Genomic DNA, 12965 nt, shown 5'->3' with positions numbered 1-12965 from the left:
CAACAAATCATACAAAAGGGGAAGACCATGAGTGACAGGATTACAAACTGGACCCGTTCCGACGATGCCGCCGTTGAACAGGCCATCCGGCGCGGCGCAACGCGGCGTGAGCTGCTTCACATGCTGCTGGCGGGCGGCGTCGCCCTTTCCGCCGGTTCGGCCATTCTTGGTCGCGCCTCAAATGCCGTGGCCGCAACGCCGGTCTCCGGCGGCACGCTGAAAGCCGCCGGCTGGTCCTCCTCCACAGCCGATACGCTCGATCCGGCGAAAGCCTCGCTTTCGACGGACTATGTCCGTTGCTGCGCGCTCTATAACCGCCTGAGCTTCCTCGATGCTTCGGGCACGCCACAGATGGAGTTGGCCGAAGCCATCGAGACGAAGGATGCCAAGACCTGGACCGTGAAGCTGCGTTCCGGCGTCACCTTCCATGACGGCAAGGCGCTGACCGCCGACGACGTGGTCTATTCGCTGAAGCGCCATCTCGATCCGGCCGTCGGCTCCAAGGTCGCCAAGATCGCCGCCCAGATGACCGGCTTCAAGGCTCTCGACAAGAGCACGGTCGAAATCACGCTGGCGAACCCGAACGCCGACCTGCCGTCCATTCTGGCCCTGCACCATTTCATGATCGTTGCCGATGGCACCACGGATTTCTCCAAGGGCAACGGCACCGGCGCCTTCAAGCTCGAAAAGTTCGAGCCGGGCGTGCGTTCGATCATGGCCAAGAACACCAATTACTGGAAGTCCGGCGGCCCACACATCGACAGTTTCGAATTCATGGCGATTTCGGACGACAATGCCCGCGTCAATGCTCTTATTTCCGGCGACATCCAGCTTGCTGCCGCCATCAACCCCCGCGCGCTCCGCCTGCTCGACAAGCAGGAAGGTGTCGTGCTGTCCAAGACGACATCGGGTAATTATACCAACCTCAACATTCGGCTTGATCAATCACCGGGCAACAAAACAGACTTTGTCGCGGGCATGAAATCGCTGATCAATCGCGAGCAGATCGTCAAGGCGGCGCTGCGCGGCCTCGGTGAAGTCGGCAACGACCAGCCGGTTCCGCCAATGAGCCCGTATCATAACCCGGACCTCAAACCGAGGGCCTTCGATCTGGACAAGGCCAAGTTCCATTTCGAAAAAGCCGGCGTCATCGGTCAGTCCATTCCGGTCATCGCATCGGATGCTGCGGGCTCCTCTGTCGACATGGCGATGATCATGCAGGCTTCCGCGGCGCAGATCGGCGTCAAGCTGGACGTTCAACGCGTGCCATCGGATGGCTATTGGAGCAACTACTGGCTGAAGGCGCCGATCCACTTCGGCAACATCAACCCGCGCCCGACGCCGGATATTCTGTTCTCGCTGCTTTATGCCTCCGACGCGCCGTGGAATGAGAGCCAGTACAAGTCGCCGAAATTCGACAAGATGATGCTTGAAGCACGCGGCATGCTCGATATCGAGAAACGCAAGCAGATTTACTTCGAGATGGAAAGAATGATCGCCGATGAAGCCGGCACCATCATCCCCGCCTATATATCGAATGTGGACGCCATCTCTTCCAAGCTGAAGGGTCTGGAAGCCAATCCGCTGGGTGGCATGATGGGTTACGCCTTTGCGGAATACGTCTGGCTCGAAGCCTGATAGACCACGGAGCCGGGCATAAACTGCCCGGCGACCTTTCCGCCGATGCGGGAAGCCTCCACAATAAGGGTCGGTCGCAGGAGCATATGGAATGAACAGCCAAATAATGTCCCTTATCGCCAGGCGGCTGGTCGTCATGCTGACGACGCTGCTTATCGTGTCGTTTATCGTCTTTTCGGCCACCAGCCTGCTGCCCGGGGATACGGCGACGATCCTTCTTGGCCAAGCGGCCACGCCGGAAGCCGTGGCCGGCCTGCGCACCGCCATGCATCTCGACGATCCGGCCCTGCTGCGTTTCGTGCGCTGGCTTCTGGGCCTGCTGCAGGGTAAACTCGGTACGTCCTACGCCAACAACATGGCGATTGCCGATCTCATCGGTCCGCGCTTCGTCAACTCCATGAAGCTCGCCGGCATTACCACCGTCATCGCCGTGCCGCTGGCGCTGACCCTCGGCATCAGTTCCGCCATGCTGCGCGGAACGCTTTATGACCGGGCCGTCACCGTGCTGACCATCGGCGTCATCTCGGTGCCGGAATTCATGATCGCCACACTCGCCGTGCTACTTTTCGCCGTCTATCTGAAATGGCTGCCGGCGCTGTCGCTGGTGAGCGAAGTTCACACGCTTTTCGATGTGCTGCGGGTCTATGCAATGCCAGTCATCACGCTGACCTTCGTCGTTTCCGCACAGATGATCCGCATGAGCCGCGCCGCCGTGATCGAGACGCTGGATACGCCCTACGTGGAAATGGCGCTTTTGAAGGGTGCGCCGCGGATGCGCATCGTGCTTCGCCATGCGCTTCCCAATGCGCTCGGCCCCATCGTCAATGCGGTGGCCCTGTCGCTCTCCTATCTCGTCGGCGGCGTCATCATCGTCGAGACGATCTTCAATTATCCTGGTATCGCCAAGTTGATGGTCGATGGCGTCGCCACCCGCGACCTGCCGTTGATCCAAAGCTGCGCGATGATCTTCTGCGTCGGTTATCTCCTCCTCATCACGACGGCGGATATCATCGCCATCATGTCCAATCCGAGGCTGCGCTGATGGCCGACAATATCAAAACAACTTCGGGGACCTCGCGTTTGGGCTACAAGATCAACGCAGTCGGCGTTTTCGGCTTTCTCGTCATTTTTTTCTGGGCCATGGTCGCAATCTTCGCGCCCTATCTCATTCCGCATCCGGTCGGTGAAATCGTCGATCTCGATTATTTCGGGCCGATGACATCCGATCTCTGGCTCGGTTCCGATTATCTCGGCCGTGACGTATTTTCCCGCATTCTCATGGGCGCGCGTTTCACGGTCGGCATATCGCTCGCAGCCGTTACCATCGCCTGCACCTCCGGCGTTTTGCTCGGCATGTGCGCCGCCGTCATCGGCGGCTGGTTCGATGCAGCACTCAGCCGGTTTCTCGATGCGGTGAACTCCATTCCGAGCAAGCTTTTCGGCCTCGTGGTCGTCGCCGCCGTCGGCTCTTCCATACCGGTGCTGATCATCACGCTCTCGGTCATCTACACGCCGGGCGCCTATCGTTTCGCGCGAGCGCTGGCTGTCAATGTCAACACCATGGATTTCGTCACGGTCGCCCGGGTGCGCGGTGAAAGCCTGTTCTACCTCATCGGCTCGGAGATCCTGCCGAACATCGTCCGGCCCGTACTGGCCGATCTCGGCGTGCGCTTCGTGTTCATCGTGCTGCTTCTGTCGGGCCTCTCCTTCCTCGGCCTCGGCCTTCAGCCACCGAATGCGGACTGGGGCGCGCTGGTGCGTGAGAACATCGGCGGCCTGCCGTTTGCGGCCCCCGCCGTCATCTTCCCGTCGCTGGCCATTGCCAGCCTGACGATCAGCGTCAACCTGCTGATCGACAATCTGCCGCAGAAAATCCGCGACAGGAGCGAATAATGAGCAATCTTGTTGAAATCCGTGGACTGAAAGTCGAGGCCACCACCGATTCTGGCCGTCGCATCGACATCATCAAGGGTGTGGACATCGACATCGCCGATGGCGAAATCGTCGCACTGATCGGCGAAAGCGGTTCCGGCAAGACCACCATCGCGCTGAGCCTGATGGGCTATGCCCGGCCGGGCTGCCGTATTTCCGGCGGCAGCGTCAAGGTGGCGGGCCAAGACATGGTGCAGCTTTCCGAAACCGAACGCGCCAAAGTCCGCGGCACAAAAGTGACCTATGTGCCCCAAAGCGCGGCCGCTGCTTTCAACCCGGCGCAGAAGATCATCGATCAGGTCATCGAAGTCACCCGCATCCACCATCTGATGCCGCCGCAGGAGGCGCGCAGACGGGCGGTAGAACTTTTCAAGGCGCTGTCATTGCCCAACCCCGAAACCATCGGCGAGCGCTACCCGCATCAGGTGTCCGGCGGCCAGCTTCAGCGCCTCTCCGCCGCCATGGCACTGATCGGCAATCCGAAGCTGGTCATCTTCGACGAGCCGACCACCGCGCTCGACGTCACGACCCAGATAGAGGTTCTGCGCGCCTTCAAATCGGCAATGCGCGAGAACGGCATCGGCGGCGTTTATGTCTCGCACGATCTCGCCGTCGTCGCCCAGATCGCCGACCGGATCGTTGTGCTGAAAGGCGGCGAGGTTCAGGAAACCGGTACGACCACGGATATCCTCGAAAATGCCCGGCATCCCTATACGAAGGAACTGCTGACCGCCTTTCATGACAAGGCGCGCGTCATCACACCCGCCAAACCGGAGCAGGCAACGCCGCTGCTGGATATCGAAAACCTGATCGCCGGCTACGGAACGAAGGGCGGAGACAAGGTGCCGCTGGTGCGTGCGGTGGATAGCGTCAGCCTTTCGGTCTATCCCGGTCGCAATCTCGGCATCATCGGCGAGTCCGGCTGCGGAAAATCGACGCTGGCGCGCGCCATTGCCGGCATTCTGCCGGCGGCCGGCGGCCATGTCATCTTCGAAGGCCGGGAACTGGATGCGGATGCACGGCGTCGAACCGGCGACCAGCTACGCCGTATGCAGATCGTGTTCCAATATGCCGATACCGCACTCAACCCGTCGAAACCCATCGAGGATATTCTCGGCCGGCCGCTGACCTTCTATCACGGCATGAAAGGTAAGGCGCGCGACGCCCGGATCGATAAGCTTCTCGATATGGTGAAGCTGCCGCGCTCGGTCCGCCACCGCCACCCTTCCGGCCTTTCCGGCGGGCAGAAACAACGCGTCAATTTCGCCCGCGCACTTGCCGCCGAGCCCTCGCTTATCATCTGCGATGAAATCACCTCGGCCCTCGATACCGTGGTTGCGGCCGCAATCATCGATCTTCTCGGAGAACTGCAGCGGGAGCTGAACCTCTCCTATATCTTCATCAGCCACGATCTTTCGGTGGTGGAAACCATCTGCGACGAGATCGTCGTGATGTATGGCGGGCAGAAGGTGGAGCATCTGGAAACCGAAGCGATCAAATCGCCCTCCCACCCCTATTCGAAACTGCTGTTCTCCTCGGTGCCGAAACTCGACCCGACATGGCTCGACAATCTTCAGCAGGATGCGGAGCTGGTGCGGGCGTTTTCGAAAAGGTGAGAATGGAATGATACGGCCCTGCAAAGGGCCGTTTTCTCACAGCTCAAAGCGGAAACAGGCTGGTCAGCGGCATATGCGATTTGATGATCGGCGATTTCAGCACCACGAAGCTGAAATATTTGTCGATGCCCACATCCATATCGGTCAGCCGCTCCATGATCGACTGATATTCAACGATGCCAGAGGTGACGAATTTCAGCAGATAGTCGTAACCGCCCGAAACGAGGTGGCATTCCACCACCTGGTCGATCTTTTCGACAACGCCGAGGAAGCGGGCGAAATCGATCTGGCGATGATTCTTCAGCGTGATTTCCGTAAATACCGTCAGTGTCTGGCCGAGCTTGTTGATGTTGATCTGCGCGGAATAACCCTCGATATAACCTTCCGCCTGCAGCTTCTTCACGCGCATCAGGCAGGGGCTTGGCGACAGATTGACAAGCTCCGCCAGCTCGACATTGGTGATGCGACCGTTTTTCTGCAATTCGTAGAGGATCTTGATATCGATCCGATCAAGTTTCATCACGTGCGGAACCCCTTTTGTGTTTTTTGAACACGCGGCATAAAATTCTGGCGCGGCAAAGGAAATCTTATCACATGGGCGAGCCCTGTCGACGTGGGGATATTTTTTTGATGCAGCATAAAGAGTTGCAGAGGCGTCACCCAACAGCAGGAGATTCCGGCAAGACGCGGAGTCTGGCAGCGTTTACACGTCAGCTAGGGTAAATTAGGACGAAAATAAGGAGTCCGACCATGCCCGCCCCGCTGCAACAGATCACGACATCGCCGGAACTGCCGACATCCGCAGACGCCGTCATTATCGGCGGCGGCATCGTCGGTGTCTTCGCCGCCTATTATCTTGCCCGACGCGGCCTGAAAGTGGCGCTGGTCGAAAAGGGTCTGATCGGGGCGGAGCAATCCAGCCGCAACTGGGGCTGGTGCCGCCAGCAGAACCGAGATGCCCGCGAATTGCCGATTTCCACCAAGAGCCTGTCGCTCTGGGAAGAGTTTGGTGCAGAGAGCGGCGAGGAAACGGGTTTTCGCCGTTGCGGGCTGTTTTACCTGAGCGACAATGAGGCCGAACTTGCCGGCTGGGCACGCTGGCGCGACTTTGCCATTACCGCAGGCGTGACGACCCATATGCTGAGCGCCGATGAGGCGAGCGAACGTGGCCGATCCACGGGAAAGCGCTGGAAGGGCGGCGTGTTTTCGCCGACCGACGGCACGGCCGATCCTTCCATGGCAGCACCCGCCGTGGCGCGTGCCATCATCAAGCTGGGCGGCACGGTGCATCAGAATTGCGCCGCACGCGGGCTTGAGACGGAAAGCGGCCGGGTCAGCGCCGTCGTCACCGAAAAAGGCACGATCCGCACCAAAACCGCCATCATGTCCGGCGGGGCCTGGGCGTCGTCCTTTTGCCGACAGCTCGGAATTCGTTTCCCGCAGGCGTCCGTCCGCTCCTCCATCCTGTCGGTCGCACCAGGTGCTGAAGGCCTGCCGGATGCACTGCACACCGCCGCCGTTTCGGCAACGAAGAGAAAAAACGGCGGTTACACACTCGCCATCAGCGGGCTGGGACGCATTGACCCGACGGCGCAGCAGATGCGGTTTGCCCGAGAATTCATCCCGATGTTCCTCAAGCGCTGGCGAAGCCTGCGGCCAGGCGGGTTGGAGGGCATTCGCGGTGGCCACGAGACCCTGAAGCACTGGCGCCTCGATGCGCCGACACCCATGGAGCGGGTGCGTATTCTCGACCCGAAACCCAATGCCGCCGCCATCCGCGAGACCCATAGAAGGGCGCTGGAGCTTCTGCCCGCCCTGGGCAAAACGCAAATTTCCGCCGCCTGGGCCGGCTTCATTGACAGCACGCCCGACGGCGTGCCCGCCATTGGCGAAACCAGCGAATTGCCCGGCTTCATTCTCGCCGCCGGTTTCAGTGGGCATGGTTTCGGCATCGGACCGGGCGCCGGCCATCTGATCGCCGATATTGTGACAGGCTCGAGCCCGATCGTCGATCCCACGCCCTATCACCCCAGCCGTTTCCTTGGTTCTTCCTGGGGCAAAGTCGCGGATTTTTGACCCTCCCTTGGTGGGATGCGACGCACATCCGCGCCGGTCAGTTGCGGGATGGCTTCACGCCTTGATCCTCAAGGAGCGCGACGGCGGCAAGCCGGCCGGAGGCTTCCGCACCATTTGCACCGAGAATGCGCACGCCATCACCCGGCGCGAAAGATCATCCAAGCCGAGGTAGCTGCCATTCGGCACAGCCCGCGCTCATGCGCCCCGCCAGATTTTCTTCCACCAAGACGCAAAACCTCCCTCATGAGCCAAGTTTCACCGATTCCCTGTGAAACAGCGTGCGCAAATGGCCTTGATTTTCCGCACCAACATGTAATACAGATTATCGTACATGTTGACAAATAACGCATACATGTATGACATTGCAGCAACCGCAAACGCTGCCATACCGGCATGAGGGAGGAATTATGATCATCACCGACGTCGAGGTCCGTGTTTTCCGCACGACGACCCGTCGGCACTCGGACAGTGCCGGTCACGCACATCCGGGTCCGGCGCATCAGGTGGAACAGGCCATGCTGACCATCCGCACGGAAGATGGTCAGGAAGGTCATTCCTTCACCGCGCCGGAGATCGTTCGCCCCCATGTCATCGAAAAATTCGTCAAGAAAGTCCTGATTGGTGAGGATCATCGCGACCGGGAACGGCTGTGGCAGGACCTTGCCCACTGGCAGCGTGGCTCAGCCGCACAGCTGACTGACCGTACGCTGGCGGTGGTGGATTGCGCGCTCTGGGACCTTGCCGGCCGCTCGCTCAATCAACCTGTATACAAGTTGATCGGCAGCTATCGCGACAAGGTGCTGGCCTATGGCTCCATCATGTGCGGCGACGAGCTGGATGGCGGGCTGGCGACGCCGGAAGATTACGGCCGTTTTGCCGAAACGCTGGTGAAGCGCGGCTACAAGGGCATCAAGCTGCACACCTGGATGCCGCCCGTCAGCTGGGCGCCGGATGTGAAGATGGACCTCAAGGCCTGCGCGGCCGTGCGTGAGGCGGTCGGCCCCGATATTCGCCTGATGATCGACGCCTTCCACTGGTATTCCCGCACCGACGCGCTGGCGCTGGGCCGTGGCCTCGAAAAACTCGGCTTCGACTGGATCGAGGAGCCGATGGATGAGCAATCGCTGTCCTCCTACAAATGGCTTTCCGATAATCTCGATATTCCGGTCGTCGGCCCGGAAAGTGCGGCCGGCAAGCATTGGCATCGCGCCGAATGGATCAAGGCCGGTGCCTGCGATATTCTGCGCACTGGCGTCAACGATGTCGGCGGTATCACCCCGGCGCTGAAGACCATGCATCTGGCCGAGGCTTTCGGCATGGAATGCGAGGTGCATGGCAACACAGCCATGAACCTGCATGTTGTCGCCGCCACCAAGAATTGCCGCTGGTATGAGCGCGGCCTGTTGCATCCCTTCCTCGAATACGATGACGGCCACGATTATCTGAAGTCGCTGTCCGACCCGATGGACCGCGACGGCTTCGTGCACGTCCCTGATCGGCCGGGCCTTGGCGAGGACATCGATTTTACCTTCATCGACAACAACCGGGTGAGGTAACGGGCGATGAAAACCGTGCTCGCCTTTGGAGACAGCCTCACCTGGGGCGCAAACCCGGCAACGGGCCTCCGGCACCCGGCCGAACACCGCTGGCCGGAGGTACTGGAGGCAGAGCTCGCGGGAAAGGCGAAGGTTTACCCTGAGGGCCTTGGCGGGCGCACCACCTGTTATGACGATCATACCGGCCCCGCCTGCCGCAATGGCGCGCGGGCGCTTGAAGTCGCGCTTTCCTGCCATATGCCGCTCGATCTCGTTATCATCATGCTCGGCACGAACGACATCAAACCGGTGCATGGCGGACGGGCGGAAGCCGCGGTTTCCGGTATGCGGCGACTGGCGCAGATCGTCGAGACCTTCTTCTACAAACCGCGCGAGGCCGTGCCGAAACTGCTGATCGTCGCCCCGCCGCCCTGCGTTGGAGGCCCGAGCGGCGAACCAGCCGGCGGGCGGGATATCGGGCAATCCCTCAGGCTTGCGCCGCTTTACCGCAAACTCGCCGCCGAACTGGGGCACGCCTTCTTCGATGCCGGGTCGGTCGCCAGCGCCTCACCGGTGGATGGCGTGCATCTGGATGCGCCGGCAACGACCGCAATCGGCCGGGCGCTCGCAGCTCAGGTCAGAGAGATTCTTGGCTGATCAAGCGACACCTGTGGAGGAACCAGGCGCGTGGATCAAAACGTGGAAAGGCCGTATGAACCGGCCGTATTGGGAGGAAAAATGAAACATTTTCTTGCAACCGCAGCGCTTGGCGCCTTGCTGATCGGCGCGATGCCGCTCGGTGTTTTCGCCGAAACGCCGAAAGACCAGCTCATCGTCGCCACGACCATGAGCAACATCCTGACCCTCGATCCCGCCGCCATTACCGGCCGCGAGACCGTGCAGGTTCTGAACAACGTTTATGACACGCTGGTCGTGCTTTCACCGAAAGACCGCAGCGTCCAGCCGCGCCTTGCCGAACGCTGGGAAATTGCCGAGGACCGCAAATCCATCCGTTTCCATCTGCGCGGCGAAGCGAAATTCGCTTCAGGCAACCCTGTGACGGCCAAGGACGTGGCCTGGAGCCTGAAGCGGCTGCTCGCCCGCAACCTGGCGCAGTCGTCCTTCCTGAAAACCCGCGGTTTCAAGCTGGAAGAGGCCCACAAGCTCTTCGTCGCCGAAAACGACCAGACCTTCGTACTGAATATTCCGAAGCCGGACGATCCCAACCTTCTCCTGATGATCCTTGCGCAGAACGGCCCAGGCTCGATCATCGACAGCAAGATGGCTCTTGAGAATGAAAAGGACGGCGATCTCGGCGGCGCTTGGCTGACACTGAATTCCGCCGGTTCCGGCCCGTTCAAGCTGACGCAATGGAAATCCAACGAATATATCATCCTCACCCGCAACGATGATTATTGGGGGGAGAAGGCCAGCATGAAGCGCATCTTGATGCGCCATCTGCCGGAATCGCAATCGCAGCGGTTGATGCTGGAAAAAGGCGATATCGACGTTGCCTACTCCTTGCAGGCCCCGGATCTGAAATCGCTTGAGGCCGACAAGGCTATCACCATCGAATCCACGCCCGGCTCCGGTTTTTATTACCTCAGCGTTTCGATGAAGGATGAGAAATTTGCGAACAAGAAGGTGCGCGAGGCCCTGCGTTACCTGATCGATTACGCCGGCCTCGACAAGGCGGTCATGCCCTATTACGGCAAGCTGCATCAGCGCTCCCTCAGCACCGGTGTGATGGGTTCGCTTCCGGATCAGGGCTACAAGCTCGACATCGAAAAAGCCAAGGCGCTTCTGGCCGAAGGCGGTTATCCGAACGGTTTCAAGACGACGCTGCGCGTGCTTTCGGAAGACCCCTTCATGAAAGCGGCAACGGCGATCCAGAACACGCTGGCCCAGGCCGGCATTCAGGCCGAACTGATCAGCGGCTCCGGCGATCAGATTTACGGCGCGATGCGAGAGCGAAATTTCGAACTGCTGCTCGGTCGCGGCGGCGGCGGCCAGCAGCCGCATCCGGACAATAATCTGCGCTCCATCGCCTATAATCCCAACAATGCCGATGACGCGAAGCTCACCAATTACCAGAGCTGGCGCACCAGTTTCTTCGATGAGAAGCTGAACAAGATGATCGAGGCGGCGCTGGTCGAGCGCGACGTGGCGAAACAGACAAAGCTTTATGAGGACCTGCAGGGTTATATGGACGAGATCGTCATGTCCATTCAGCCCTTCTCCGAAGTCATCGACACCGCCGCCTTCCGCAGCAACGTCAAGGGCATGATTGTCAGCCCCTGGCTTTCGCGGTTTGAAGAGGTGAGCAAGGAGCGGTGATGCATCCATAAGCCTTCATCCTCGGGATTGCCCCGAGGATGCAGGCGGAGGGAAGCCAATATGGTAGTAGAATTTCGTCTGCAATCCCTGAGGCGCGGCTAAACCCGCGCCTTTTCTTTTTTCACCCCACGCCCGGCATCACTCCAAAAAAATGCCCGGCAGTGAAGCCGGGCAAGGAATGAGGATGTTGTTATCGCAACGCCCCGGAGGAGCACGGTCAGGTTCTTGGAGCCGTCACGCGCCTTCATATTCCAGAGAGGCGCCGATCAGTTCGCGCGCATAGGGATGCGTCGCGCCATTGCCGGCGATAGCGTCGCGCGGCAGGGTTTCGGTGATTTCACCGCGCAGCATCACCGCGAAGCGGTCGCACATGTGATCGACGACGGCGAGATCGTGGGTCACCATGATATAGGTGAAGCCACGCTCTTCCCGCAGGCGCTGGAGGAGGTTGAGGATTTCCGCCTGCACAGAAACATCGAGCGCAGACGTCGGCTCGTCTAGCAGAAGCAGTGACGGTTCAAGGATCAGCGCCCGGGCAATCGCCACACGCTGCCGCTGGCCGCCGGAAAGCTGGTGCGGGAAACGATCCAGAAAGGCTACGGGCAGGCCTACATCCGTGATGGCCTTGCGCATGCGCTCTTCGCGGTCGCCGAGCTTGTGGATGGCTAGCGATTCCGAAAGCACGGTGCGCACCGACTGGCGCGGATGCAGCGACCCGTAGGGATCCTGAAACACCATCTGCAGCATGCGGCACCGCTCGATCAACGGCATATCGCGCACCGACCTGCCATCGATGAGGATGTCGCCGGTCCAGAAATCGTTGAGCATCGACACGCAGCGAAGGACGGTGGATTTGCCCGAACCGCTTTCGCCGACCAGCCCGAAACATTCGCCCGGCTCGACGCGGAAGGATACGGAAGGCAGCACGTTCAGCGCAGTAGGGCCGCTGCCGAAGGTGATTGAAAGATCGCGGGTTTCGACTGAAACGGCCATTATACGTTCTCCTCCAGCCATTCGGGGCGGCGGTCGAGCACCGCAAGTGGCGCACGCCTGCCGCCGATGCGCGGCTGCGCCGCCAGAAGGCCGCGCGTATAGGGGTGCTTCGCCTGATCGAGATCGCGTGCGGCGAGCGTTTCCACTACCCGGCCGGCATACATGATGAGTACCCGGTCGCAGAAATTGCGCACGAGATTGAGATCGTGGCTGATCATGATGAGGCCGATGCCGCGATCCCGCACCAGACCGTCGAGAATATTCAGGACCTGCAACCGCACCGTCACGTCAAGCGCGGAGGTTGGCTCATCGGCAATGACGAGATCTGGATCGGCGAGCAGCATCATGGCGATCATCACACGCTGGCCCATGCCGCCGGAAATTTCATGCGGATATTGCTCGTAGACGCGGGCGGCGTCGCGGATTTTCACGGCATCCAGCATGGCCAGCGCCTTTTCCCGGGCTTCCGATTTCGAAGCCTTGAAGTGGCGCAGATAGGTTTCCGTTACCTGATCGCCGACACGGCGGATGGGATTGAGGGAAAATTTCGGATCCTGAAGGATCATCGACATGCGCCGGCCGCGAACCTTCAGCATCTCCTTTTCACTCAGAGACAGAAGATCGAGACCGTCGAAATCAAGCTTGTCGGCGGTTATTGTCGCCGATGGCAGGAGCCGCAGCAGCGCCCTGCCGACGGTGGATTTACCCGAGCCGCTTTCGCCGACAATACCAAGCCGTTCCCGACCGAGGGTGAAGGAGATGCCGCGCACCGCCTCGGTGGGCGAGCCGCCATAGCGAATGCGGAGATTTTCGACATCGAGGATTGGTTTTTCCATGG

11 protein-coding genes are annotated in these 12965 nt (G+C 60.2%); 8 read left to right on the top strand and 3 right to left on the bottom strand.

The window, feature by feature from the left end; genetic code table 11:
* Positions 1 to 27 precede the first annotated feature (27 nt).
* The 4 genes from PL597_RS01125 (at position 28) to PL597_RS01110 (ending at position 5186) form a co-directional block, all read left to right on the top strand.
* On the top strand, positions 28 to 1638 hold the full coding sequence (locus tag PL597_RS01125) for an ABC transporter substrate-binding protein (protein ID WP_137411543.1): 1611 nt from the start codon (positions 28 to 30) through the stop codon (positions 1636 to 1638).
* A gap of 91 nt (positions 1639 to 1729) precedes the next feature.
* Entirely contained in the window at positions 1730 to 2680 is a 951-nt protein-coding gene (locus PL597_RS01120) for an ABC transporter permease (protein WP_271364430.1), read from the top strand.
* Positions 2680 to 3531 carry an ABC transporter permease gene (locus PL597_RS01115; protein ID WP_077985097.1) on the top strand — a complete coding sequence of 284 codons (852 nt, stop codon included), beginning with the start codon at positions 2680 to 2682 and terminating at the stop codon, positions 3529 to 3531. Before PL597_RS01120 ends, PL597_RS01115 begins: the two co-directional genes overlap by 1 nt.
* Positions 3531 to 5186 carry an ABC transporter ATP-binding protein gene (locus tag PL597_RS01110; RefSeq protein ID WP_271364429.1) on the top strand — a complete coding sequence of 552 codons (1656 nt, stop codon included), beginning with the start codon at positions 3531 to 3533 and terminating at the stop codon, positions 5184 to 5186. The genes PL597_RS01115 and PL597_RS01110 overlap by 1 nt, the downstream gene beginning before the upstream one ends.
* 43 nt (positions 5187 to 5229) lie before the next feature.
* Here the strand turns inward: PL597_RS01110 and PL597_RS01105 are convergent, their stop codons facing one another.
* The gene (locus PL597_RS01105) at positions 5230 to 5706 is read right to left on the bottom strand and encodes an Lrp/AsnC family transcriptional regulator (protein WP_003506856.1); all 477 of its coding nucleotides are present in this window, start codon (positions 5704 to 5706) and stop codon (positions 5230 to 5232) included.
* Between the two features lie 230 nt (positions 5707 to 5936).
* Here PL597_RS01105 and PL597_RS01100 point away from each other — a divergent pair, with 230 nt between their 5' ends.
* The 4 genes from PL597_RS01100 (at position 5937) to PL597_RS01085 (ending at position 11134) form a co-directional block, all read left to right on the top strand.
* Positions 5937 to 7262 (top strand): NAD(P)/FAD-dependent oxidoreductase, encoded by a 1326-nt coding sequence (locus tag PL597_RS01100; RefSeq protein ID WP_269823521.1) that lies wholly within the window; start codon positions 5937 to 5939, stop codon positions 7260 to 7262.
* Positions 7263 to 7669: 407 nt separating this feature from the next.
* Positions 7670 to 8818, top strand: a complete 1149-nt coding sequence (locus PL597_RS01095) for a mandelate racemase family protein (protein WP_077985100.1) — start codon at positions 7670 to 7672, stop codon at positions 8816 to 8818.
* A 6-nt stretch (positions 8819 to 8824) separates the two neighbouring features.
* A complete protein-coding gene (locus PL597_RS01090) occupies positions 8825 to 9454 on the top strand; it encodes an SGNH/GDSL hydrolase family protein (RefSeq protein WP_271364428.1) in 630 nt (209 codons plus the stop codon).
* Positions 9455 to 9535: 81 nt separating this feature from the next.
* Positions 9536 to 11134 (top strand): ABC transporter substrate-binding protein, encoded by a 1599-nt coding sequence (locus PL597_RS01085; RefSeq protein ID WP_271364427.1) that lies wholly within the window; start codon positions 9536 to 9538, stop codon positions 11132 to 11134.
* Positions 11135 to 11368: 234 nt separating this feature from the next.
* Here the strand turns inward: PL597_RS01085 and PL597_RS01080 are convergent, their stop codons facing one another.
* Positions 11369 to 12127 (bottom strand): ABC transporter ATP-binding protein, encoded by a 759-nt coding sequence (locus PL597_RS01080; RefSeq protein WP_077985103.1) that lies wholly within the window; start codon positions 12125 to 12127, stop codon positions 11369 to 11371.
* Positions 12127 to 12963 (bottom strand): ABC transporter ATP-binding protein, encoded by an 837-nt coding sequence (locus tag PL597_RS01075; protein WP_077985104.1) that lies wholly within the window; start codon positions 12961 to 12963, stop codon positions 12127 to 12129. The genes PL597_RS01080 and PL597_RS01075 overlap by 1 nt, the downstream gene beginning before the upstream one ends.
* Positions 12964 to 12965: the final 2 nt, after the last annotated feature.

It is taken from the genome of Agrobacterium sp. ST15.13.013, from assembly GCF_027956525.1.
Classification (GTDB): domain Bacteria; phylum Pseudomonadota; class Alphaproteobacteria; order Rhizobiales; family Rhizobiaceae; genus Agrobacterium; species Agrobacterium salinitolerans.
This window is presented reverse-complemented; position numbering and strand designations above follow the sequence as displayed.